The 25,106-nt window shown below is 46.2% G+C and carries 19 protein-coding genes; 3 read left to right on the plus strand and 16 right to left on the minus strand.

The window, feature by feature from the left end; all coding sequences use genetic code 11:
• Positions 1-31: 31 nt before the first annotated feature.
• From PPA03S_RS18695 to PPA03S_RS18715, 5 genes are all read right to left on the minus strand, one after another.
• Entirely contained in the window at positions 32-1,330 is a 1,299-nt protein-coding gene (locus PPA03S_RS18695) for an NCS2 family permease (protein WP_062325039.1), read from the minus strand.
• A gap of 246 nt (positions 1,331-1,576) precedes the next feature.
• On the minus strand, positions 1,577-2,335 hold the full coding sequence (locus PPA03S_RS18700) for a tRNA threonylcarbamoyladenosine dehydratase (protein WP_062325041.1): 759 nt from the start codon (positions 2,333-2,335) through the stop codon (positions 1,577-1,579).
• A gap of 18 nt (positions 2,336-2,353) precedes the next feature.
• On the minus strand, positions 2,354-4,132 hold the full coding sequence (gene aspS / locus PPA03S_RS18705; protein WP_062325043.1) for an aspartate--tRNA ligase: 1,779 nt from the start codon (positions 4,130-4,132) through the stop codon (positions 2,354-2,356).
• A gap of 224 nt (positions 4,133-4,356) precedes the next feature.
• Complete coding sequence (hisS, locus tag PPA03S_RS18710) at positions 4,357-5,610, minus strand: histidine--tRNA ligase (protein WP_062325045.1); 1,254 nt, start codon at positions 5,608-5,610, stop codon at positions 4,357-4,359.
• Between the two features lie 548 nt (positions 5,611-6,158).
• Positions 6,159-8,150, minus strand: a complete 1,992-nt coding sequence (locus PPA03S_RS18715; protein ID WP_062325047.1) for a serine hydrolase domain-containing protein — start codon at positions 8,148-8,150, stop codon at positions 6,159-6,161.
• Between the two features lie 204 nt (positions 8,151-8,354).
• On the opposite strand from PPA03S_RS18715, the gene PPA03S_RS18720 reads away from it, so the two are divergent.
• Entirely contained in the window at positions 8,355-8,942 is a 588-nt protein-coding gene (locus PPA03S_RS18720) for a sensor domain-containing protein (RefSeq protein WP_062325049.1), read from the plus strand.
• Positions 8,943-9,057: 115 nt separating this feature from the next.
• Complete coding sequence (locus PPA03S_RS18725) at positions 9,058-10,857, plus strand: helix-turn-helix transcriptional regulator (RefSeq protein WP_062325051.1); 1,800 nt, start codon at positions 9,058-9,060, stop codon at positions 10,855-10,857.
• A gap of 29 nt (positions 10,858-10,886) precedes the next feature.
• On the opposite strand, the gene PPA03S_RS18730 is transcribed toward PPA03S_RS18725, so the two are convergent.
• The 6 genes from PPA03S_RS18730 to PPA03S_RS18750 all read right to left on the minus strand — a co-directional run bounded on the left by PPA03S_RS18730 (position 10,887) and on the right by PPA03S_RS18750 (position 17,007).
• Complete coding sequence (locus tag PPA03S_RS18730) at positions 10,887-12,155, minus strand: SEC-C metal-binding domain-containing protein (RefSeq protein ID WP_062325053.1); 1,269 nt, start codon at positions 12,153-12,155, stop codon at positions 10,887-10,889.
• A gap of 616 nt (positions 12,156-12,771) precedes the next feature.
• A complete protein-coding gene (locus tag PPA03S_RS18735) occupies positions 12,772-13,218 on the minus strand; it encodes a hypothetical protein (protein WP_062325054.1) in 447 nt (148 codons plus the stop codon).
• Between the two features lie 100 nt (positions 13,219-13,318).
• Positions 13,319-13,825 carry a type 1 glutamine amidotransferase domain-containing protein gene (locus PPA03S_RS18740; RefSeq protein WP_062325056.1) on the minus strand — a complete coding sequence of 169 codons (507 nt, stop codon included), beginning with the start codon at positions 13,823-13,825 and terminating at the stop codon, positions 13,319-13,321.
• Between the two features lie 285 nt (positions 13,826-14,110).
• On the minus strand, positions 14,111-14,278 hold the full coding sequence (locus PPA03S_RS32960; protein WP_157284247.1) for a hypothetical protein: 168 nt from the start codon (positions 14,276-14,278) through the stop codon (positions 14,111-14,113).
• A 77-nt stretch (positions 14,279-14,355) separates the two neighbouring features.
• Positions 14,356-14,817: a D-aminoacyl-tRNA deacylase gene (gene dtd / locus PPA03S_RS18745; RefSeq protein WP_062325058.1), complete on the minus strand. Its 462-nt coding sequence runs from the start codon at positions 14,815-14,817 to the stop codon at positions 14,356-14,358.
• A gap of 12 nt (positions 14,818-14,829) precedes the next feature.
• A complete protein-coding gene (locus PPA03S_RS18750) occupies positions 14,830-17,007 on the minus strand; it encodes a RelA/SpoT family protein (RefSeq protein ID WP_062325060.1) in 2,178 nt (725 codons plus the stop codon).
• A gap of 342 nt (positions 17,008-17,349) precedes the next feature.
• On the opposite strand from PPA03S_RS18750, the gene uraA reads away from it, so the two are divergent.
• The gene (uraA, locus tag PPA03S_RS18755; protein WP_062325062.1) at positions 17,350-18,666 is read left to right on the plus strand and encodes a uracil permease; all 1,317 of its coding nucleotides are present in this window, start codon (positions 17,350-17,352) and stop codon (positions 18,664-18,666) included.
• 203 nt (positions 18,667-18,869) lie between these two features.
• Here uraA and PPA03S_RS18760 read toward each other — a convergent pair whose 3' ends face one another.
• The 5 genes from PPA03S_RS18760 to secD all read right to left on the minus strand — a co-directional run bounded on the left by PPA03S_RS18760 (position 18,870) and on the right by secD (position 25,055).
• Positions 18,870-19,382 carry an adenine phosphoribosyltransferase gene (locus PPA03S_RS18760; RefSeq protein ID WP_062325064.1) on the minus strand — a complete coding sequence of 171 codons (513 nt, stop codon included), beginning with the start codon at positions 19,380-19,382 and terminating at the stop codon, positions 18,870-18,872.
• Positions 19,383-19,419: 37 nt separating this feature from the next.
• Complete coding sequence (recJ, locus tag PPA03S_RS18765; protein ID WP_062325066.1) at positions 19,420-21,828, minus strand: single-stranded-DNA-specific exonuclease RecJ; 2,409 nt, start codon at positions 21,826-21,828, stop codon at positions 19,420-19,422.
• Between the two features lie 39 nt (positions 21,829-21,867).
• The gene (locus PPA03S_RS18770) at positions 21,868-22,833 is read right to left on the minus strand and encodes a cation diffusion facilitator family transporter (RefSeq protein ID WP_062325068.1); all 966 of its coding nucleotides are present in this window, start codon (positions 22,831-22,833) and stop codon (positions 21,868-21,870) included.
• Between the two features lie 73 nt (positions 22,834-22,906).
• Entirely contained in the window at positions 22,907-23,815 is a 909-nt protein-coding gene (gene secF, locus PPA03S_RS32400) for a protein translocase subunit SecF (RefSeq protein WP_062325070.1), read from the minus strand.
• Positions 23,805-25,055: a protein translocase subunit SecD gene (gene secD, locus PPA03S_RS32405; RefSeq protein ID WP_062325072.1), complete on the minus strand. Its 1,251-nt coding sequence runs from the start codon at positions 25,053-25,055 to the stop codon at positions 23,805-23,807. Before secD ends, secF begins: the two co-directional genes overlap by 11 nt.
• Between the last annotated feature and the right edge of the window lie 51 nt (positions 25,056-25,106).

Below are 25,106 nucleotides of genomic sequence, written 5' to 3' on the forward strand. Positions count from 1 at the left end.
ATGAACTTACATGACGTTGCCTTTTGTTTTTTCACAAAACTCCATGCAATACAAAATTGGCTAAAAACAAGATGGCAATGCCGTACATGACCTTGGGCACCTGCTTGCCCTGACCTGCCGCCAGCTTCGCTGCAGGATACGCAATGAATCCAAATGCCATACCGTCCACGATGCTATAGGTAAATGGAATCATGACCATAATCAGAAAAGCCGGGAAAGCCTCCGTAAAATTACTGAAATCCATATCTTTTACACTCTGGACCATCAAGCCGCCAATAATGATCAAAATAGGAGCAATCGCGCTGTCTGGTATGTAGCCGAGCAGCGGGATAAAGAAGAACGTGGCTCCGAACAGCACTGCGGTAACCAATGGAGTCAATCCTGTACGCCCACCTGCGGCTATGCCCGCTGTTGTCTCAGCCGCAGCAACAGGAGGGCTACTTCCGAATACACCTGCGAGTACGGTACTGATGGATAGTGCACGCAAGCTTCCCTTGAACCGCTGGGGACGACCAATGAGATGAGTCTGAGCCGTAATTAGCCCGATATTTTCAAATACAACAATTAGCAATAACAGGAATACTGCGATCCAGAACGCCAAATCGGCCAGCTTCACCAAAGACAACTCTGCAAACAAGCCCCCATACTGACGCAATGCTTCTATGGCTGACACGGGTTCACCTGGATTCACGGCACCGAGTACATATGCAAGGCCTGTCCCTGCGAGAATGCTGATCAGGAGCCCGCCCTGTACATTGCGTATAAATAAAACCAAGGCGATCACAAGAGTGACACAGGCAGTGATCACTCCAGGATCATTAAAATGTCCGATAGCCACAAATGTGGTCTGGTGTGCAATGACGATTCCGCTTTTTTGCAAACCGATGAACGTCAGAAACAGACCAATTCCCACCGTAATACCATGCTGCAGGTTTTTCGGAATAGCCTCGCTAATCATTCTATATAACGATGTAAAGGCGACGACCGCAAACAGCACACCTGTGACGGATACAACCGCCAAGGCTTCCTGCCAGCTCAATTTCATCGAATGTACGAGTGTGTAAGTGAAAAATGCATTGATGCCCATGCCAGGTACAACGATAATCGGCGACTTACCGCCAAATGCCATCAGTAAACAACCTGCAATGGACGTCAGCAGTGTGCCCACCATAGCAGCCTGTAACGGCATTCCTGCATCGGCCAGAATTGTTGCATTGACCATCACAATATACACCACGGCAAAATAGGAAATGGCCCCCGCCACAATTTCCTTCTTCCACTGGTCTCCCGGCTCCATGCCAAGACGTCTGGTCATCCATCCTTGTTTCATCCGTTCCGTTCCCCTCTCTCAGACGCTGCCGTTTCTCTATGTATTTATCATCATTTCGCGCAGCACCACATATCATACACGGTTTTGGGATTGAAGTACATCACGTAACCCTGACATTTGTTACGGTTTTGGGCCTATTTTTATGGCGGCTTTGATCTACTTTTTTTGCACTCTACCCACATGTGATGATCATGAAAAAAAGCATAGATACCTTGTCGGTACCTACGCTTTTCTATTCACAGCAGATTACTGCTGCTTATTCTCTGCAATTTCGATCAGTTCTTTGACAGCCACACTGACCATGATCAGTCCGGCTACCGGAGGAACAAAGGCGTTACTCGCTGGCGGCTGTTTGGCCTTGCGAATTTCCGGCGCATTCTCAGGAACGATTTTCTGCGTTACATCTGCGCGCGGTTTCAACGGTTCTTCGGTGGAGAAGACCACTTTCACACCTTTTTTGATACCTTCTTTCCGCAGTTTGGTGCGGACCACCCGAGCAATTGGGTCCATGGTCGTTTTCGAAATATCCGCAACCTGGAATTTCGTCGGGTCCATTTTGTTCGCCGCACCCATGCTGGAAATGACCGGAATTTTCCGTTTCAGGCATTCCTTGATGAGATGGATTTTGTAAATAATCGTGTCGGAAGCATCCAGCACATAATCCAGCTCATACTTGAACAATTCCTCATACGTTTCTTCCGTATAAAACATATTCAGTGCAATTGCGTCGCACTCCGGATTGATGAGCTTCACCCGCTCCACCATCAGATCTGCTTTTTTCTGACCCACGGTCGTGGTCAAAGCATGAATCTGACGATTGATGTTGGTGATGTCCACTACGTCTTTATCAATCAGAATGATACGGCCAACACCGCTGCGTGCGAGAGCTTCCACGGCAATACCGCCCACACCGCCGATGCCGAGCACAGCTACTGTACTATTTCTCAAAGCGTTCAGACCTTCAGGTCCGATAGCCAGTTCTGTTCTTGAAAATTGATGGAGCATTGAGAATCGATGCCTCCTTTATTTCTTTTCCGCCACCGGTTTACGGGCTACGCGGATGTGAAGTTGTTCCAATTGGGAGTTATCCACTTCAGAAGGTGCATTCATGAGCAGATCCGTTGCACTTGCCGTTTTCGGGAAGGCAATCGTTTCACGCAGATTCGTGCGGCCTGCCAGCAGCATCACCAGACGGTCGAGACCAAAGGCGATTCCGCCGTGTGGTGGCGTTCCGTATTCGAATGCTTCGAGCAGGTATCCGAATTTCTCATTAGCTACTTCCTGAGAGAGTCCCAGAGCAGTGAACATTTTCTCCTGCACATCACGTTTGTAGATACGCATCGAACCGCCACCTACTTCATAACCGTTCAGAACAAGGTCATAGGCCTGAGCACGAATGGCACCCGGATCTGTGTCAAACAGATGTACATCTTCGTCTTTAGGACGTGTGAACGGATGATGTTCTGCTACATAACGTTTTGCATCTTCATCGTACCCGAGTAATGGGAAGTCCACAACCCATGCAAATTTGAATTTGCTGTCATCGATCAGGCCCAGTTGACGACCGATTTTCAGACGCAATGCGCCTAGAACGTCAGCAACCACTTTTTTGGTGTCAGCAGAGAAGAGCAGCAGGTCGCCTTCTTCTGCACCCGTACGTTCTTTGACTGCTTCGATCTCTTCTGGAGTAAAGAACTTCACGATTGGGCCTTTGAACTCGCCATCTTTGACTTGAATCCATGCCAAACCTTTTGCACCGTAACGCGCTGCGAATGGTCCGAGGTCATCAATCTCTTTACGGCTCCATGTGCCACAGCCTTTGGCGTTCAGCACTTTTACTTCTCCACCTTTTTCGATGACAGAAGCAAAGACTTTCACACCGCTGTTCGCTACGATATCGTTCATTTCCACCAGTTCCATGCCAAAACGCAAATCCGGTTTGTCTGAACCGTATTTACCCATTGCATCTGCATACGTAATCCGTTGGAAAGGCAGTTCCAGCTCAATGCCCTTCGTTTCACGAAGCAATTTGGCCATCAGGTCTTCCATCATTGGCAGCAGGTCATCCTGCTGAAGGAAGGAAGTCTCGATGTCGACCTGGGTGAATTCCGGTTGACGGTCCGCACGCAAATCTTCATCACGGAAACAACGTGCGATCTGGTAGTAACGCTCCAGTCCACCGACCATCAACAATTGTTTGTAAATTTGCGGGGATTGCGGCAGGGCGAAGAATTCACCTTCATGCACACGGCTTGGTACGAGATAATCACGCGCACCTTCCGGGGAGCTCTTCGTCAGGATTGGTGTTTCCACTTCAACGAATTCTTCTCCATCCAAATAATCGCGGAACACTTTGGATGCTTTGGAACGCAATTTCAATGTTTCAAACATTTCCGGACGACGCAGGTCCAGGTAACGATATTTCAAACGAAGGGACTCGTCGACTTCCACACCATCTTCAATGAAGAATGGAGGTGTTTTTGCCGCATTCAGTACTTCAATCTCGGTAATTTGGACTTCGATTTCGCCTGTAGGCAAGTTTTTGTTTACGGTCTCTTCGTCACGTTTAACCACTTTACCCGTTACTGCGATAACATACTCGCTCCGCACTCTGTCAGCGATTTGCAATGCTTCGCCAGAGTATGCCGGGTTGAAAACAACTTGTACAATTCCGCTGCGGTCACGCAGATCGATAAACAGTACGCCCCCCAGGTCACGGCGGGTCTGTACCCAGCCGTTCAGTGTTACGGTTTCACCGATGTGTGCGGTTGTTAATGCGCCGCAATGATGACTTCTTTTCATAACCAAACTCCTCATTATGTGAATTTCCGTTCTGTATGGGCGGGTAGAACCCGCTTTTCAACAGCGCGGTTGTGTGAAGATGCTTTTATCGAAAAGGCTTGCGCTTACTGGAGTCTGCAACATTCCTAGATACAATATGAATTGCTTGCAGCCCCCTGCAACGCTGCCCAATCATTCCATTGTTGAATCAACTTGTTTTACTTCGGGCTGTTTCTGTTTTGCTCTTATTTAACTCCCTGAATGGTTGTAATCAGCTCTTCCAGTTTCACGGTTTGCTGTTCACCTGTGTCCATCGCTTTAAGCGCAATCTCTCCGCGTTCCAACTCATCGTCGCCAAGAATTGCTGTGTAGCGGGCTTTATATCGATCCGCCGACTTCATTTGAGCTTTCATCTTGCGACCCAGATAGTCACGTTCACCGGACAGACCGGATTGACGAAGTTTAAACAACTGACGGTTGACTTCACGATCGGCTGCTTCGCCGAGGGCAACAAAGTACACATCAAGCGGAGCGAGGGCACTTACATCAATGTTTTGGTGCTCCAGAATCAGCTGAATGCGTTCCAGACCTATACCGAAACCAATGCCAGGTTGATCCGGTCCACCAATGTCCCCAACGAGGCCGTTATATCTGCCGCCGCCACCCACCGTATCAATGGCACCAATACCCTGAGCTTTCAGTTCAAATGCCGTCATCGTGTAATAATCAAGTCCACGCACCAATCTTGTGTTCACTGTGTAATCTACGTCAAAATCCTTCAGAAGACTTTGAACTTTCGCAAAGTGATCCGTTGCTTCCTCGTCCAGGCTATCCAGAATAGATGGTGCACCGACAAACTTGTCCTGATCCACCTTGCAGTCCAGCACGCGAAGCGGATTGCGTTCCATGCGGTTTTGGCAATCCTTGCACAGGGTGTCTTTCATCGGTCTGAGGAAACCAAGTAATTCTTCACGATAAGCCGCACGACTCGCGGCATTACCAACCGAGTTTACTTCGACAGTGACATCTTTCAGCCCCAGCTCGACACAGAACTGATAACCGAGTGCAATAACTTCTGCATCGATCGCCGGATCCACTGCTCCGAATGCCTCAACGCCGAACTGGTGGAACTGACGCTGACGTCCTGCCTGCGGACGTTCATAGCGAAACATCGGGCCTACATAATAAAGTTTTGTTACATCTGGCTCCCCGTAGAGCTTATTTTCTACAAAAGCGCGTACAACGCCAGCGGTTCCTTCCGGACGGAGTGTCATGCTGCGATCTCCCTTGTCCTTGAACGTGTACATCTCTTTCTCAACGATGTCTGTTGTTTCTCCTACACCTCGCTCAAACAATGTTGTCTGTTCGAAGATTGGTGTACGAATTTCACGATAATTAAACCGACGACACAGGTCTCTTATTTTCTCCTCTACAAACTGCCACTTCTCCACAACCCCAGGCAGCAAATCCTGTGTTCCCGTTGGTTTCTGAAAAGCCATCTTTCATCCCTCCAGCATCTATTTTTTCTCTATATAACAAAAAAATCCCTCGCCCTGTCGCTGTATATACAGCAAACAAGGGACGAGGGATTGTGTTTACACATTCACCCGTGGTACCACCCACATTCCGGAACCCCTGATACTTAAGCCGTTCAGGTTATCATGTGATGATCTAAGGTTGCTCCAGGCAATCCGATCAAACAGATTATTCCGCTCTACGTATAACGCACGTCCTGCGCAGGCCGGCTAATGGCTATCAGATGATTAGTCTGATGTGTTCGCCGTCTGTTCTCGGGGAAGTCATTCATCCGCTCATCAAGAGAATCCTTACAGCCTGGGGATTCCTCTCTGTTCATGTGGGTACGGAGTACTTGGTCCCGTCATCAAATCAGTAATATATTCAAAAAACGACTTGTATTGACTAGAGTCAACGTATTATTTTCTGATTGTAATGAACCGCAGTACTAAAGTCAAGGGATAACATGAAAGATTGAATAAAAAAGTGAAGCGCTGTTCCATCCAGCGCCTCATTTTTAATATGATTAAATTCAGGGTTTGATTGGCAAGGTGTAGTAACCAAAAGCTTTATCAAGCAGGGCGCTAGCTTCTTGGCGACTCAACGTTTGTGTGGACCGGAAATCAACATTCCGATTCGAATTAATCTTCGTATCCGGGTCTACAATACCTTGAGAAACAAGCGCAGTGATCGCATCAACCGCCCATGAATCCGTTTTGCCGATCAGTTTAACATTCGTTCCAGGCGCTGCATGCTTAAGATTTTGAATCATAACTGCCGCCATTTGTCTTGTAATCAAGGACTTAGGGTGATAATGGGGAATTCCCGCTATCATCCGTTTCTTATTTTCACGGAATTCATCCGGAAACGTATGCATACCATGGGCGCGCAGCAATACGTCCGCAAATTCTCCCTGTGTCATCTTTCCTTTAGGATCAAAGCGATTACCTGATTTGGCTCCCATAATGTCTAAGCTGTTTAGATTATCAATATACGATTTATATACACTGCCATTGGGCACATCGGAGAATCCTGTTTTCATCTTTACTTTTTGGGCATGGGCAACGAAATCCATTCCTTGGGGATTCGTATAATAGAAATAGGTGATATCACCGGATTTATCTTTCTTGAATGCCATTTTATTACCGGCTTCATCTTCAAATAGAAGCGGATGAACCATTCTCAGCGTATGCTTGCCGGTAGTTCCCGTTTCCATCAACAAATTCCCATCCGCATATGAAATTTTAGTCCTTACTCCATATAAACGCGTGTTTCTGTATAATCCAACGTAGGCTTGGGCGGTTTGTTTGCTTATTTTTGAATAGGTGGATGGCTGTGTTTTTACAGTCTTAGGAAAATAGTGATTCATAAATGCCTCGTACACACCTAAACTCATCATTGAATCGTTATTATAAGACAAGTAAAAGGCAGTTTTCTTCTCTGGCAAGATGGCAATTAACGAGGAATGACCCGGAACATTTCCTCCCTTGAGTATTACATGCTGACCATTCATGACATTGTTGAAATACCCTTCGAATCCAACGGTTGTGATAGGAATTGTAGGATCAGCGTAAAATTGATAGGTTTGCATCAAATCGACGCTTTGTTTGCTGACGATTTCTTTGCCTTCGAATTCTCCTTTGTTTAAGTGCATAATCAAGTACTTAGCCATGTCTTCACCTGTTGAATTCATACTTCCCTCAGGCTTCACGGAAGGCGCAGTTCCCATTGTCGGCTGAAGCTCACCGCTCGGTCCATAGTGTGCAGCCATATTGGATAGTACCTCAGGAGTTAATCTAACACTGGTCTTGTTCATTCCTAATGGTTTGAATATATTTTTCTCCATATATTGAGAATAAGGCATGCCGCTCACGTTCTCTACTGCATATCCCGCCAACATAAAACCAAAATTGTCATACGTATAAACTTCTCCCGGAGGTCTTACCACAGTTGGCATGTTCTTATTGAGATACCCCTTCATTGAAATGTCCTTATTCAAATACTCCACCGAATAATCAGTGACGATATCTGGCAAGTCTACCCCGCTGGTATAGGTAAGCAGATCAAACATCGTCAGCGGTTTTCCGGTTTTGTTCGGTACCTTCATTCCACCGAGATATTCTTGGATGTCATGCTTAAGATCAATTTTTCCTTGATCGACAAGCTGCATAGCTGCCAATGCTGTAAAAGACTTGGTAACAGATCCAATTTGGAAAACAGTATCTTTATCAACGGGTATCTTCTTTTCTCTATCTGCATAACCGTACCCTTTACTTAAAAGCACTTTCCCGTCCTTAACGACTACAAAATTGGAGCCAACGGTATTGAATTCCTTCATCTTATCCGCAAATACAGCGTTAGCGAACGCCTCTACTTCCTTTGAATCTTTTGGCCCTTCCAAGCTGACTTTCTCTATTGATTTCTGATCTGATGCAGCTACACCATTAGCAGCTGTACATGCTGTTACGATACTCGCAGATAATAGTAGAACTGCAAGACTGGCATTGCGAATTGCTTTTCTCATGGTTCCTGTCTCCCTTTATCATATTTGCCTATGACCACTAGGCCTAACCGAGTATTGCAAATTTCCTGTCATACGAACAAGTTGCATTTCGTCACCACCTTCTCTGGGTTCACTAATCATGTCACATGACATTTTCACACTGGATGAAGTGACACGAGAATCGGTATGATACGTCTATTACATTGAAGGGACGATGGAACATTCATGAATAAAACGATCCGTTGCTTTTTCCAAAATGGGTACTTCCTATTGCTCACTTTTGCTACAGGATTATTTTACTTTTGCTTTTACTTGGTTACTCTGACATTAGGCATTGGCCTTTCTTTTACAGTCGCAGGCATTCCCCTCCTTACACAAGTATTGCGAACCACGCTAACCTTCGTGCAATACGAACGTATACAAACGAAGATCTACACCGATATCACCACTCAGCCTTACGAACGGAGTAGAAGAACAGAGCAACCTCTATGGGTGCAAGCTAAAGAGGAACTTATGGATATACGTAACTGGGTCGCGATCTGTTGGTTGATGTTGAAGTTATGGATTGGTATTTTCTGTCTCCTATGTGCTGCTTTGCTCTGCCTGATGCCTCTTTTGTTAATGCTAACTCCGCTGTTCTTTCCTATCTTTGAAATCCACTTTTTCGGGATACAGATAGATACCTTCATGAAATCACTATTTATTATGGTTATCGGGGTTGTTTTTGCTTTTATTAGTTCCTGGCTATTAAAGGTTTTGGTTCGTTTCATCGGTGGCTACACGCGTCATATGACAAAAAGGTTAAACCGATAGTTTCTGTGGTACAATTTATATTTGTCCAAAGCTTATTGCAGAAATTATCGCTTAATCGAGATTACATCAATATTGTAAATAAAAAGATATAGAAGATTAGTAAGGGGTGAGGCACTTGTTTGAAACGGTAAAACAATGGTTCTGGTATGAGTGGATCATGTTCATATTTCGGCTTATTTTAAGTATTTCTCTCATGTTCACAACCGTACAGTTTCATGCTCAGATCTCCCTGCCGCTTTGGGCTTTGATTTTTTGGCAGGTTTTCGCTTTTTCCGTTCCCTGGCTTTGTTTACAGCTCAGCTATAAATATTATCTGCTTACAGAAATTATTTTTTCGGGCGGACTATGCTTGTATTTAACATCTTTTTTTCCGGAAGCTTATCTCGCGTTTCTGACCTATGCTTTTCTGATTGCGGTGAATAGCGCTCGTAAATCCTATCGTTGGACAGGGCCCGTAACGATCCTGCTCTTGCCGATTTTGATTAATGTGTTATCCCATCAGAGCAATTATTGGGTCATGATGATCCATATCGGACTCGCTTATGCCATTGGGTTTGCCTTTCATTTGCTGGTGGTCAATCATCGACAGAGTGAACTCATCCGGGAACAGAATACGGTTCTACAACAGTATTTTTCCCAAATTGAACGTATCACGCTAGCCGAAGAACGTGACCGGCTGTCCAAGGATCTCCACGATACTGTCGGACATTCCTATACTTCTATCATCATGGGGTTAGAAACATTGCGTCCTGAACTTTCTACAGAGGCAGGGAAACAGAAGGTCAGTTCTTTGTTGAATCTAGCCCGCAGAAGTCTAAAAGAAATCAGAGGATACTTGCATCAGGTAGAGTCCCCGCAGGAGATCCAGCCGATGCTTCAATCATTGCAGCAATTAGTTGAAGATTTTCAAGCACAAGCAAAAGTAAACGTTCATTTCCGAACTTTTGGAGAGGAATACCCATTACCCAAAATGGCCAAGATGGCCTTCTATCGTTGTTTGCAGGAATCGTTAACTAACGCCGTACGGCATGGGGAGTCCACGGAAATCACCGCTACCCTAAAATTTGAGCACCGTCAAGCTAGACTGGAGATACAGGACAACGGTAAAGGAATGGAAGAATGGCAGGATGGCTTTGGCTTGAACGCGATGAAAGAACGCGCCATGAATCTGCAAGGGCAAGTGTCTGTTTATTCCGAGCCTGGGGAAGGAACGCTCGTGACTTGCACATTGCCAAGACAAGTGGAATTATCGGATGAGGTTATTCGCTTACTGATCGTGGATGACCAAGCTTTCATTCGGGAAAGCCTACGGACCATTCTGGAGGGGCACAAGGATCTGAACGTGGTCGGATTGTCTGAGGATGGCTTACAAGCCATTGAGAGATGTGAGCAGGATCAGCCCCAGGTGATACTCTTGGATTTGGACATGCCCAATATGGATGGAATTTCAGCAACCAAAATCATTAAACAAAAATGGCCGCACATTCGAATTCTGATTCTAACCACGTTTCAGGATACGGAACAGGCCCTTGAAGTTCTGCGAAGCGGAGCAGATGGCTACTTATTGAAATCTATTGAACCGCGTGAACTTGCTGAAACGATTCGTCTTGTCCATCGTGGGGGCACACTGATTAATCAGGAAATGTCCCATAAATTGTTTGATAAGCTCGAAATGGACAACACTGGAACCGGAGTGTTGAAACCAACAACAACGGAGAATCTCGGCCTGACTACAAGGGAAATGGAAATATTACAGCTGGTTTGCAAAGGTCTACGCTATAAAAGCATCGCCGCCAAATTATATTTATCTGATGGCACAGTGAGGAATTATGCCTCCGCAGTCTATATGAAATTGGGCGTTCGAAACCGTGAAGAAGCTGTACAGAAGGCAATGGAAGCTGGATTCATCAAATGAATTCCAACTTCCATTGCCTTCTTATACCTCTATTGTTTCAGCATCCACTTCAGCAGATCCGGCACACTCGCCCATAGACGGGAGTGCATAATGACATATTCAATCGCTTCGTCGGAATCGCCCATTCCGACAAAATCAGGAAGGTTATGCGGCAGCCGCTTCAAACCCAGCAGGTAATCAGGCACATGGTTGTTCACACCCCGGGCCGCACGATACAGCATTTTGAGCCGGGAGGTGATTCCGTTCTTCTTATACTCCAAAATGATCTGGTCATAGGCAAAGGCGGCTGCGGCGTCATTTTTCCCATAATTCTCCAGCAGTTGCTCTGCCTGCTTCAATTGGTTGCTATACAAATACACAGCAGCGAGCAGGTAACGCGCTCCGGTATTGTCTTCCGTATTTAACTCCAAAATATGCTCCAGGATTTGTGCCGCTTCTTTGGCATCTCCGCCAAACCAGCAGGATTCAGCGTAGCTTTTGCATATCCGGATATATGGACGGGTCTCATGAAGCCCCCAGAAGTCCCCCTTGTTCTTCTCAAAAAACAGTTCGCCCAGTTCGCGTTCGCCAGCAGCGATTCCGGCCTTGAGGTAAGCTCGTGCATCAGTCTCATTGTCCGATTCCTCAGCCAGGATAAGATACGCATCAGAGCTGTCAGAATACATCTCCAGCGCCGTTTCCGCCAGATGTACTCTGCGTTTGGAAGAACCGGCTTCCATCGCCTTTTGCAGCAGAGCCTGCGCTTTGTCCTTCGATGTGCCTGGGCTATTCACAATCATCAGCTCGTCCGTTTCGCCGCCCATGCCGTATTCTTCGATGTAATTGAACATCTCCTTAACCTTTCGGGAGATCGTTGCTGTCGTTACCTCATATTTAACGGCCAGCTCAGCCTTCGAAACATTGAAGCCGTATTCCTCGGACAGCACATACTCGATTGCGGCACAGAACGAACCTGTCTTCTTCACAGTAGGACGGGTCTGCCGGGAATAGCCATTCCATAGCACCAGAGCTTCCAAAATCAGCTCCCGCTCGTATTGGTTCCTCATGTCCTCAATAAGCTGCAGGGCCAGCTGTTCGTGAGCCGGGTGCTCCCATTTCAGTTCGTGCGCCACCATCTTTTTCAGCTTGGTCAAGGTCAGTTTGCTCTCAGGCTGAATCGTGGCTTCCTGAACAGGCTGCTCCGTTGATATTAGCCGCAGTACGGATTCTACCGCAGAGGGCTCCTTGCCCAGACAGCATTTCTTATATTTTTTTCCACTTCCGCATGGACATAAATCATTTCTTCCAACCTTACTCAAAACTAATTCCCCCTTAAATCTATCACTAGCCATTCGCATAAGAACACTGTTGCTTTAGCATTATAGGTGTCGTTTCTCAAACGAGGCATTCTCTATATAACTGACAATTTTCATCGATCAAGCAAAACGGCTGCCCGTTCTTATAAGGGCGGGGCCGTTTCAGCGAGTATCTGTTCATCTGGAATATGACGGATCACTCTGGCGATGAATTCCTTACACTCTCTATCATAGGATTGGATTCGCCTGAGCCCAATCGCTGGAAGCTTGATTTACCGTCCAATGTAGCCCCACTATGAAAACAAATCGCTTTAAAAATTCAAATCCATTTCTCTATTCTAACAAAAATTTAAATACGGGGTAAACTTCACCTAAAACAAATAAATTCTCATCTCAAAAAAAAACCTGCACACGGTGTGCAGGCTCAAAGGATATATAAAAAAAGGGGGTCATGTGTGTTATTATAAACGCCCTATGTTAAAGGCTTATGTAACTAATATTACAGTAATATTACAAAAATGATAGCGCTTTATAATTGGTTGTTTTATCTATTATAAAAGCCCCTGCAGATTGTCTCCGACATTGGAGTCAGGCACTGCAAGGGCTTCATTTCTACATATTAATTCAATTCTTCCACATAAGCTTGGTTGGAACGAAGTTTATGAACGATCTCCTCATAATCCTCATCCCTTACTTTGGCAGACAAAACATAATGCAGATCGTCATAGTCAGTCGAGGACACATCTGCAGCATTCAACAGATCGCCATCCTCATTCACATTATCTCGGGAACCTCGCTCGGCATCGCGATCCACATTGCTGACGACCGGAATTACATTTTCACTGGCGGGAACCCCAGGTGCAGCACCCACACCCATGGCTCCATTGGTTCCTACGCCACCCGCTGTGTTGTATGGCACCAGAGGTACCATAATCCGTCTGTCTCTGCCAACCGCACTGTCCAGTTGCCCTACTTCCAAATGCTCTGTACGGAACGTCTGAAGGGAAGTTCTCGCTCCCTCTGCCTCGTCCTCGGTCCGAAAATACGCCTGAATATGTTTTGTCATGTCAAACCCTCCTTTATCGGATTAAATGCATGGTGTAACGAAAACATAGAAGCTTTGAGCTCCAACCTAATTTTATTTACGTACGCACCGCTCCAAGTGATTAAATGACTTTTAACAACTCGCGGACAAATGCCGGTTCATCGGCAGGCGTACGGGAGGTAATATAATTGCCATCTACTACTGCTTCATGATCCTTGAATTCTGCCCCTGCGTTCACCATATCATCCTTGAGCGGTGGATAGGATGTAATCGTACGGCCTTTCAACAGATTCGCACTTGCCAGAATTTGCGGGCCGTGGCAGATCGCAGCGATTGGTTTCTTCGCACTGTTGATCTCCGTTACGAATTTCAGAATATTTGCGTCCGTACGCAAATTTTCAGGAGAAGATCCACCCGGAATGACAACTGCGTCATAATCCGAAGCCGAGACCTCAGCGATTGCTTTGTCCGAAGTATAGGAGGCTTTACCACCTTTACCCTTCAGCGTTTCTCCTGCTTTCAAGCCGATAATTTCTACGTCGTGTCCGGCTTTTTTAACCTCATCATATGGAACCTGCATTTCCGAGTCTTCAAAATCATTCGCCAATAAAAAAGCAACTTTACTCATAACGTATGTTCTCCTTTCCGTGTTCGAAATTTCTTGAAATCGGGTATTCGCAGAAATACATGGTGTACTTTTCTTGTTCATTGCCCGTAATAAATACTGAACCTGGCACGCCATCGTGCCTCGTTCTGTTATTACCCTAACCAGAGCCGTTTATAACATGACGAACCTGTATTATTTTGACTTTGATCAAACCATCCAATTCAGGAACAATTAAGTTTCAGAATAAAAAAAGCCCTGATTCGATGATCGAATCAAGACTTTTCATTCATTCCAATTGGTCAGCACTCAGTCACGCGGAAGACGGCTCTGCTCCCCTTTGTTTGAAGCCTGAAGGGCCCAGATGGTAGTTGCGCACTCTGTAGCAGCACGGGCAAGCTTCAGGGACTCATACAGGTTTCCAGGCAGAAGCAAAGGTTCTATTTGGGAACGTGTTTCCTTGACGGATTGGCGCATAATGGGTGGGATACTCCTTTGATCATCTTATGTTAATGAACCGAATTATCCCTCATTATGGCCTGTTCCCCAACCAATTATGCATGCGTTTCTTGACGAATAGGGCTTTCGAGCATTAAAGTCACAGGTCCCCAATTCGTGAAAGTCACATCCATCATCGCTCCGAAACGCCCGGTTTCAACCTGAATGCCTTTATCCCGTAACAGTTGATTAAACGTTAAATATAACAATTCTGCTGCTTCAGGTCTGGCTGCCGCTGCAAAGCTCGGCCGTTTCCCTTTGCGGCAATCGCCGTACAATGTAAATTGTGAGACTGATAATACAGCTCCACCTACATCCATCAGACTAAGATTCATCTTTTCCTGTTCATCCTCGAAGATTCGAAGTCCAGCGATCTTGTCGGCCAGATATATGGCGTCTTTCTCCGTATCCTCATGTGTAATCCCCACGAGTAACATCAAACCGGATTCGATTCTCCCTGTCAGTTCATTTCCCACGGTAACTTGAGCCTCTTTACAACGTTGTACCAGTACTCTCATCCTACAGGCTCCTTACTGCATGATCCGATGCACCGAATAGACATCTTTCACCCGTTTGATCCGTTCTACAACCGAATGCAGATGCTCTGTGTTGCGAATCAGAATGGTGACGTGCACCAATGCTAATTTATTTTTATCTGTGCGTCCGGTGACGGCAGATATATTGGTTTTACTTTCGGAAACAGCTTGAAGCACTTCGTTGAGCAAGCCATTGCGATCGTGGCCCGTAATCTCAATATCCACACTGTAGTTGGCTTCAATATTCTCTTCCCACTCCACTTCGATGACGCGAGCAGCTTCTTCCCCATCTGTACTGGACGGAATATTTGGACAGTCACTGCGATGCACGGAAACCCCACGTCCTCGTGTAACATACCCAATAATAGCATCCCCAGGTACTGGGTTACAGCAGCGAGCAAATCGAACAAGCAAATTGTCTATACCTTTGACACGGATGCCATTGGTCGGACGGTTCTTGCGTTCAGGCGCGGGCTTCAGTTCACGCATCTCGGAATTCAGTTCAAGCAAGCTGGATTCTTCCTGCTCCTTGCGTAGTTTCTCCGTTGCTTTGGTCACGATCTGAGCAGCTGTAATGCCACCGAATCCGACAGCTGCGAGCATATCCTCAATATCATTGAAAGCATACTTTTTGGCAGCTTCCTGCAACTTATCGTCCGTCATCCAGGCAGAAGGATCAAGTCCCATCCGCTTGAGTTCACGTTCGCAACTTTCGCGTCCTTTTTCAACGTTTTCTTCCCGCCGTTCCTTCTTGAACCATTGCTTGATCTTCGCTCGTGCGTGAGAGGATTTTGCAATTTTAAGCCAGTCCTGACTCGGTCCGTAAGAATGTTTGGACGTCAAAATTTCAATGATATCGCCCGTCTTGAGATGATAATCGAGCGGAACGATACGACCATTCACTTTGGCACCAATGGTCCGATTGCCTACTTCTGTATGGATTCTATATGCAAAATCCAATGGTACGGAGCCAGTAGGCAATTCAATAACTTCACCTTTTGGTGTGAAAACAAACACCAGATCTGAGAAGAAATCCATTTTAAGGGATTCTACAAATTCAGACGCATCCTGGGCTTCATTTTGAAGCTCAAGAATCTCGCGGAAAAACGTAATTTTATCTTCAAAATGGTTCCCATTGGCGGCGCCTTCCTTATAGGCCCAGTGGGCAGCAATCCCGAACTCAGCAGTGCGGTGCATATCCCATGTCCGGATCTGAACTTCAGTCGGTTCACCATTGGGACCCACGACTGTAGTATGCAGAGACTGATACATATTCGCCTTCGGCATCGCGATGTAGTCCTTGAAACGTCCAGGCATCGGTTTCCATAACGTGTGTATAATGCCGAGAGTCGCATAACAATCCTTAATGTTATCCACAATAATACGAATCGCAAGCAGATCATAAATCTCGTTAAACTGTTTGTTTTTCGTTGTCATTTTTTTGAACACGCTGTAGATGTGCTTGGGACGACCCGACAGATCTGCCTGTATTCCCATCTCATCCAGCTTGCTCGTAATACCGTCCATAACCGTATCAATATATTGCTCACGTTCCGCACGCTTTTTGTGCATCAGGTTTGCAATTCGGTAATACTGCTGCGGATTCAAATAACGGAGGGCGATGTCCTCCATTTCCCATTTGATCGCAGAGATACCCAAACGGTTTGCAATCGGACAGAAAATCTCCAACGTTTCATATGAAATCCGGCGCTGGCTTTCTTCCGACTGAAACTTGAGTGTCCGCATATTATGCAGACGGTCAGCCAATTTGATCACGATGACACGGATGTCCTGCGCCATGGCGATGAACATTTTGCGGTAGTTCTCGTTCTGCTGTTCTTCCTTGGAGCGGAACTGAATACGTTCCAGCTTCGTCAAGCCGTCAACAAGCATGGCACACGTATTGCCGAAATGATTGCGGATTTCTTCAAGTGAAACCGTAGTATCTTCTACTACATCATGAAGAAGCGCTGCAATTATGGAGATGGTGTCCATCTGCATGTTTACAACAATATCGGCAACCGCAAGCGGATGCAGAATATACGGTTCTCCCGATTTTCGCGTCTGTCCATGGTGGGCCTGATCAGCAAATTCGTAAGCTTCACGTATGCGCACCAGATCGGGTTCTTTGATATATGCCCCGGCCTTCTCGAGTAATTGCTCTATGCCCATTCTGATCTGTTCCGTGTCCTTTCTATACAAAATGGAACCCGTGACATGATATCAACACAGGTTCCCCGTAAAAGTAATTTCCTATAATTATGACGCTTCGCCCGTTTCCCGTCAACTACTGACGAATAAGAGCATATATCCATTTATCTTAAACGTTATGTATCATTTCTGAAAGATGCTGCCCCATATACGACACGGGGTGGGAATTGTCCTCATGTACTACGCATTATTGCCGTTATTTACCGTTTTACCCTGCTCAACAGAAAAATGTTATTGCTTAATTATGAGAAACTCTGTACTATATTGAAGATTTGTGTTTCGGAAAAAGGAGATGAATATGCTTTGGAACGTGAAATTCAGGTAAATCAAAAAATGCCGCTTGGCTCAGGCTCACTGCTGAGTCTCCAGCATTTATTCGCCATGTTTGGCAGCACGGTACTCGTGCCGAACCTGTTCGGTGTCGACCCAAGTATGATCCTGCTTATGAACGGCATTGGAACATTGTTGTACATACTTATGTGTAAAGGAAAGATTCCTGCTTATCTTGGCTCAAGTTTTGCTTTTATCGCACCTGTTTCTTCCGTGCTACTCGAACACCCTAACAACGGATACTCCATGGCACTTGGAGCGTTCATCATAACAGGAGTTGTTTTCTGCATTGTAGCTCTTATTATCAAGTATGCGGGGACAGGCTGGATTAACGTGGTTTTCCCTCCAGCGGTTATGGGTGCCATCGTTGCACTGATTGGCCTGGAGCTTGTACCGGTGGCAGCAGGAATGGCTGGTCTGATCAATTCAAGCCCTGCTGAGAACCCCAACTGGATACCTCAAGCCAAACCGATTATTTTAGCCATGGTTACTCTTGGTATCACTGTTATTGGTGCAGTAACCTTCCGTGGGTTCCCCAAGATCATTCACATTCTAATCGGGATTGTATCCGGTTACGTGCTTGGATACTTTATGGGTGAAGTAAATACCGGGAATATAGCGAACGCTGACTTTATCTCGCTGCCTACCGTAACAACGCCGTCATTTGACTGGTCTGTCATCTTTACCATTTTACCTGTCGCCCTTGTTGTCATTGTTGAGCACATCGGACATCTGCTAGTAACGAGCAGCATTGTGGGCAAGGATCTGTCCAAGGACCCGGGTCTGCATCGCTCCCTGCTCGGAAACGGCGTTTCAACCATTCTTTCCGGTTTTGTAGGGTCAACACCGAATACAACTTATGGTGAAAATATTGGTGTTATGGCTCTGACCCGGGTTTACTCGACGTATGTTATTGGCGGCGCAGCCGTCATTGCGGTTGTGCTTTCGTTTTCCGGTACGTTCTCGGCCCTTATAGCTAACATTCCCGTTCCGGTTATGGGCGGTGTATCCCTGCTTCTGTTCGGAGTTATTGCGGCATCCGGTTTGCGTATTCTGGTCGAACAGAAAGTGGATTTTGCCAAACCAACCAACCTGCTGCTAACTACCCTTGTACTTGTCATCGGGCTCAGTGGTACTGAGATCACGTTTTACGGTGTTCATCTCAAGGGAATGGCTCTGGCAACCATCGTCGGAATCTTGCTAAGCTTGTTATTTAAATTGTTTGAAGTACTTGGCTGGTCGAATGATCAAACGGAGAAACAGCCTTTAACCGAGAAAACTCCAGATTGATTTCTAGTTTCAATTGCCTGAACGAACCGTTTTTATTCTTCTTCGCATATACAATGGATATAGCGTACCATGCAAAAAGCCTGCTCTCTAACCTTTACGGGTTGAGAACAGGCTTTTTTTGAAAATAGTTAATGCTGTATATTATTTCCCGGGAAAAGGGATAATCCAGTTCACATGATTTCACAGCAACACATGCCGAAATCCTAGTAATTCATCAATGTAAATACATCAATTCCAGGCAATTTCGCACGTCCATTCAAATCGGACAGCTCAATCAGGAATGCTGCACCTGCAATCTTGCCACCCAATTGTTCAATCAGGTTAATGGAGGTAGCAATAGTTCCGCCTGTCGCCAGCAGATCATCCGCAATCAGGACATTTTGTCCTTTTTCGATCGCATCTGTATGCATAGCAAGCGTATCTTTGCCATATTCAAGATCATAACCGACTTCGATCGTCTCTCCAGGCAATTTTCCGCTTTTACGAATCGGAGCAAAACCGACACCCAGAGCGTACGCCAGAGGAGCGCCCACAACGAATCCACGTGCTTCAGGTCCAGCAATAACGTCAATTTTGAGATCCGAAACCATTACTTTCAGCTCATTGATCGCCTTGCGGTACATTTCTCCATCCTTCAACAATGTCGTAATGTCTTTGAAGCTGATTCCCGGTTGTGGAAAGTCAGGAATGACACGAATATACTCTTTAAAATCCAAAATAATCTCCTCCTAAAATAAATAGCACAACTTCTATCTAAGATACGCCCTTCATCCGGGATATCATCCATTGAGTCAGCTGAGGGGTGGGTGCATCCAGCATCACCTGCTCTGTCTCGGCCATACTTTCCAGTGCCTGATAGTGACGCGAAGCGGTTAGCTCACGCTTGGGCGGGTTATCCACAAACGCTATCTTCCCATTGTCTCTGGTAATGAACGATAACTCTTCAAAAACATTCAGCATCATGGTTATCATGCGTGTCGAGCATCCACACTGACGACTGAGCAAAGGAGTAATCTCTTGTTCATCCACCGGCTCAGCTCTCCATTTAGACACCAGCATATAAATACGCTTAAAAAGTTCTCTGGAAGGCATCTGAAGGCGATCTCGGTGGTTGCCTGATCCGTGCAGCAGGATGATATTCTCGGCTCCGCTAAATAAGGACAGCATGGCATCAAGTTGTTCCGGGGTTTCCGGCGTATCAAACACAAATAACGTCCGGATCTGTTCCTGTCCATAATGCTGCGCAGCAGCATTACACGGAAACAACCCGACCTTTCTATCATATACCCAAAGGCCCGGTTCATACAATGAATTTCCCTCGGAAACATTCGTTTCTTTGCGGACGATGGCACCGATAGAGCCTGACTTGTATCGTAAATGTACATCAAGCGCACTCAGGAACTGTTTCATCGCGTTCAGCGGCTCCGTATTGCCTCGCAGATCGAACACTTGCGCCTGCGGGACGTGGATGTCCTGCAGCATCAATTGTGGCTTTCTCATTCCATTCCACTCATTAATGGACAATTCCCCCATCACATCTATGATGGACCCTGGCGGCAAAAACTCAGCCAATGCTCCCTTGCCAAAAGCGACTGTCTCCAGCTGCTGTCCGTCCTGTTCCAAAACCAGTTTCAGATGACGTTTCTCACGTCCCATCGTCCGTGTTTCTTTTACAGTTACATGGCGAAATACAAAGCGAGGGGAAGGATTGCTCATGCCAAACGGTTGCAACCTGTCGATTTCTTGAATGACCTGTAACGGCACATCACTGATTCTGCATTCATCATCAGCAAGACGATGGGGAACAAAATCTTCTTCCTTCAATACATTTGCAGCAAACTCGTTCAGTCCTGCTTCGAGCTCTTTAAGTTGATCACGATGAAGACTCATGCCTGCTGCAGCTGGGTGACCCCCATAATGGTCCATCATGTGTTTACAAGCCGTTAATGCCTCATAGATATCCAGTCCTTCTATAGAGCGTGCTGAGCCTTTACAAGCGCCGCTCTCCGGATCGATGCCCAGGATTAGCGTTGGCCGATAGTATCGTTCAAGTAACTTGGAAGCTACAATACCTACAACTCCGACATTCCAACCTTCTCCCGCCAAAACGATGACATCCGGGACGGCCCCTGAGTTAAGCTCCATTTTCTGCTCCAACTGGGCTGTCGCTTCCAAAAGTATGCCCTCAACAACCTGTTGCCTTTCACGATTCAGCAAGTCCAGTTGGCCTGCCAGAGTATGTGCCTCATCCAGATCCTCGGTTGTAAGCAGCGACACTGCCCTTCCAGCGTGATCCAGACGTCCGCTGGCGTTAATGCGCGGAGCCATGGCAAAGGCAATATTGATTGAAGTAACCTGACTTTGATCCACGCCACTAATTTCAAGCAGAGCACTTACACCAGGCAGACGTGTGCCTCGCATGGACTCAACACCATAACTGACGATAACCCGATTCTCACCTTCCAAAGGCATCAAATCGGCAACCGTACCGATCGCGGCAATCTCCATCCATTCTCCAGGCACTTCTCCAATTAATGCCTGAGCCAGCTTTAAAGCTACACCCGCACCAGCCAATCCTTTAAAAGGATAAGGACAGTCCGGAAGCTTGGGATTAATGAGCGTATAGGCCTCAGGCAAAACTTCAGGTGGTTCATGATGATCCGTCACAATGACTTCCATTCCCAGTGTTGCCGCATAGGCGATCTGCTCTACGGCACTGATTCCGGTATCTACCGTGATAATCAGCGTGACCCCCTGTTGATGGGCCCAATCCAGCGCATGATTGTGCAGACCGTATCCCTCATTGGAACGATGGGGAATATAAATGTCGTAGGATGCGCCAAGATGGCGCATTAAATGAATCATCAGCGATGTACTGGATACTCCGTCCGCGTCGTAGTCCCCATATATTAAAATATGTTCTTCCCGCTCAATGGCCTGCTGGATTCGGGGCACAGCTTCTTTCATGCCTAGAAGCAGATAAGGATCATGCATCTGATTCAGATCAGGATGCAGAAATTGCTCAGCCTCTGATTCATTATGAACCCCCCGACTGACCAGTAAACGTCCAACAAGTGATGAAACGGAAAGCGCCTGCGAGAGTCCCGCAGCCGCCTCCAAATCGATATTCGGTGTGTTCCACCGGTATTGCGAATAAAGCAATGATAACGCTCCTTTCCTGATCTACTGGACCAAGCTTCATTACTGAATTAATGTCGCTTCAGGATCTGGCAGTTCATGATTGGATTTATAAGGATATCCGGGATCATAAGGTATGGCTTGAATCTGTACTTCTTTGACATGACTGAACCGGGTCAGGAGCAGTGTCTTCGCCCGATTTGCAATTTCCTGTGCCTCAAGCACGGAAATTCTGGGGTTCACACTAATGACCAGTTCAATCGTTACATCATGTTCTTGTTCACGAGCAACCAGATGTTCAATCGTAATGATGCCATATACACGCTGCACCGTCTCTTTGAAATCATGTGCCTCTTCTTGTTCCAGTTCCTGAACGAGTGAACCATACACCGTATCCACAATCATTCTATACCCTTTGTGAAGCACAAAACAGGAAGCAATCAAGGCAGCGGCAGGGTCCATGTATCGAAGAATGCTCCACCCCGTGGTCTCCCCTGCCATGGAACCTATAATGCCGACCAATACAACAAGTGAACAGTAAAGCGACCGCCGATGCTGCTGGGCATAAGCCAGAGCCTGCGATTGATTTCGTTTACGGAAATACCGATACTGGTATTGAAAGATCGCTTCCTTGACAGCTAACGCTGCAAAAGCCACCACTAGTGCATGAGTGTACTTCTCCAGCGATTCGGGTTCATCTCCAGACAGACTAGTCAGAGCGGAGATAGCAATTTGCAAGCCACCCATAAGAATGAGCACAGACAATAATACCGAAATCCCAGGTCTCGCGATACGTGAATGTTCCTTTGACCGCTCCCTACGAGCCTTGCTTTTCGTTTGTACAGACTTCGAGGGAAAGAGACCGGACAATGAAGAAGCAGCTTCTGAGGCTGAGTACAGGCCGTCTGCAAGCAGCGATTTGCTGTTTGCCATATAACCGAATCCAGCCTTAATTACTGCAAGTGTCATATTCCCGGCGATCCCGCTCCACGTGGCAGCGTGAGCAGAAGGGATACGTTCTCTGGTCATGGATATGCCCCCTTTATTACTCACCTAAAGTTGCAAAACCGCGCCTGGCAGACGCGGCTTTACTATAACATATTTAGTTGGATGCTTTGACAGCTGCTTTAGGTTTCTCTGTTTGTTTACCTTTGAGCGCCAGCCACAATGGAGCGGCGATGTAGATCGAAGAATATGCACCGAACAACGTTCCGATGACCATGGCAAGTGAGAACATGCGAATGGATTCCCCACCAAAAATAAACAAGCAGAGCGAAGCGACAAATACGGTGAACGTCGTATTCAGGGAACGTGTCATCGTTTGCGCCAAACTGCGGTTGACTACTTCACGCAAGTCGGCTTTCGTAGTCTTTTTGGCAAAACGCAAATTCTCACGAATCCGGTCAAAGATAACGATTGTATCATTGATCGAGAATCCGACAATCGTTAGTACAGCCGTAATGAAGGTCAAATTAACTTCCAAACGGAAGATGGAGAATACACTAATGACTACAAACGCATCATGGAAAAGCGCAATTACAGCAGCCAATCCAAACCGCCATTCAAATCGGATGGCTACATAGATCATAATCCCGACACTTGCGATAAGAACCGCGTATATGGCATTGCGTTCAAGCTCTTTAGCCATCTCCGGGTCAACCGTATTGACTTCATAAGAAGCGGTTGAATCCAGTTTGGTGAACTCTTGCTTAAACTTACTTTCCTGAGTTTCATCCAAAACATTCGAAAACCGAACGTTCACCCGATCAGCACCAGGAGTAATATGAACATCGTTTGCGTCAACGCCAAGCTCCGTCACAATCGGCTTGATTTGCTCCGTCGTGATTGCTTTGGATACAGTAATATCCACATTTGAACCTGAGCGGAAATCAACTGCATAATTTAACCCCAGAGCTAGAATACTTATAATCCCGGCGATGGTCAAAATAATAGAAAAAATATAGGCAATTTTACTGCCCTTAACATAATCAAAATTCCAATTAAAGCGCACGAATTTCACTCTCCTTCACTCCGAAGTACTTAGGCTTCTTCAATACGTTAGCCCGCACAAGCAGGGTCAACAGGAAGCGGGAGAAGAAAATGTTCGTGATAATACTGGTCACGATGTCAAAAATCAGCACGAGTGCAAAACCTTTAACTGCACCAGTACCCAAGAAGAACATAACTGCGGCAGCAATAATGGTCGTAATGTTGGAGTCAATAATGGTACGGAATGAACTTTTACCACCAGCCCTAACTGAAGACAGAATCGACTTGCCGCTGCGCATTTCTTCCTTGATCCGTTCATACGTAATGATGTTAGCATCCACGGCCATTCCAATACCCAGGATAAATGCCGCAATCCCCGGAAGGGTAAGCACGAATTCTCCCATATAGAAGATCGCAAGTACCAGCCACGTATGTGTAATCAGGGCGAAGCTCGCAATAATCCCCGGAATACGATACAAACCAATCATGAACACCAGGATAATTACGGAACCAATTAATCCCGCTTTAATCGTCTGATCCAGAGAAAGCTTACCGAGCGTTGCACCAACGCTTTGAGAGTATTTCTCTGTCAGTTTCAGTGGCAACGCACCCAAATTAATGGTATCCCGAAGCTGATTGGCTTCCTCACGTGAATAGTTACCTGTAATTTGTGCGGAACCATCGCTCAGCTGCTGCTGCACGGTTGGAGCTGACAGCAATTGATCATCCAGATAGATGGCCAAAGGTTGTCCAATCAAACGTTTGGTGACTTCAGCAAACTTGGCTTTGTCTTTAACCTGGATATCGATCATCGGCTCGTTGAGTTGGTTGAATACCACTTTGGCACCATTCTCAACAAACTCATTTCCCCGAAGCTCGATTTTGGTGTATTCGCCTTCTTTGTCATTCTTCGCCTTACTGCGGAAGGTCATGACAGCAGGTTCTTTCATTTTGGCTCTAACCTCAGCCTCGTCAGTAACCCCTGCCAACTTCAAGCGGATCCGGTTCGTTCCTTCAGTTGTTACTTCCGGCTCACTTGTTCCGAGCGCATTGGCACGGCTCTCCAGACTTTTGGCTGTTTGCACCAAAGATGCTTTGGTGACTTGTTGTCCTTGTTCCAGCGGCTCTGCTTCATATAAGATCTCGTAGCCTCCCTTTAAATCAAGGCCCAAGCGTATATTTTTGAGCAGCCCTGGACTTGTGCCCAACATTACTCCTGCGGTCACAAGCACGACCAAAATGAAACTGACGATTCTTTTCATGCCGTTCCTAGATCCCCTTTCGTTCTCAATATTCCTATTATAGCGATGCCG

The organism is Paenibacillus pabuli NBRC 13638 (genome assembly GCF_001514495.1).
In the GTDB taxonomy this organism is placed as follows: Bacteria; Bacillota; Bacilli; order Paenibacillales; family Paenibacillaceae; genus Paenibacillus; species Paenibacillus pabuli.

Excerpts from the sequence above, each read along its gene's own strand:
- PPA03S_RS18695 (WP_062325039.1), bottom strand. The coding sequence starts at position 1,330 with ATGAAACAAGGATGGATGACCAGACGTCTTGGCATGGAGCCGGGAGAC.
- PPA03S_RS18700 (WP_062325041.1), bottom strand. The coding sequence starts at position 2,335 with ATGCTCCATCAATTTTCAAGAACAGAACTGGCTATCGGACCTGAAGGT.
- aspS (WP_062325043.1), bottom strand. The coding sequence starts at position 4,132 with ATGAAAAGAAGTCATCATTGCGGCGCATTAACAACCGCACACATCGGT.
- hisS (WP_062325045.1), bottom strand. The coding sequence starts at position 5,610 with ATGGCTTTTCAGAAACCAACGGGAACACAGGATTTGCTGCCTGGGGTT.
- PPA03S_RS18715 (WP_062325047.1), bottom strand. The coding sequence starts at position 8,150 with ATGAGAAAAGCAATTCGCAATGCCAGTCTTGCAGTTCTACTATTATCT.
- PPA03S_RS18720 (WP_062325049.1), top strand. The coding sequence starts at position 8,355 with ATGAATAAAACGATCCGTTGCTTTTTCCAAAATGGGTACTTCCTATTG.
- PPA03S_RS18735 (WP_062325054.1), bottom strand. The coding sequence starts at position 13,218 with ATGACAAAACATATTCAGGCGTATTTTCGGACCGAGGACGAGGCAGAG.
- PPA03S_RS18740 (WP_062325056.1), bottom strand. The coding sequence starts at position 13,825 with ATGAGTAAAGTTGCTTTTTTATTGGCGAATGATTTTGAAGACTCGGAA.
- PPA03S_RS32960 (WP_157284247.1), bottom strand. The coding sequence starts at position 14,278 with ATGCGCCAATCCGTCAAGGAAACACGTTCCCAAATAGAACCTTTGCTT.
- dtd (WP_062325058.1), bottom strand. The coding sequence starts at position 14,817 with ATGAGAGTACTGGTACAACGTTGTAAAGAGGCTCAAGTTACCGTGGGA.
- PPA03S_RS18750 (WP_062325060.1), bottom strand. The coding sequence starts at position 17,007 with ATGGGCATAGAGCAATTACTCGAGAAGGCCGGGGCATATATCAAAGAA.
- PPA03S_RS18770 (WP_062325068.1), bottom strand. The coding sequence starts at position 22,833 with ATGACCAGAGAACGTATCCCTTCTGCTCACGCTGCCACGTGGAGCGGG.
- secD (WP_062325072.1), bottom strand. The coding sequence starts at position 25,055 with ATGAAAAGAATCGTCAGTTTCATTTTGGTCGTGCTTGTGACCGCAGGA.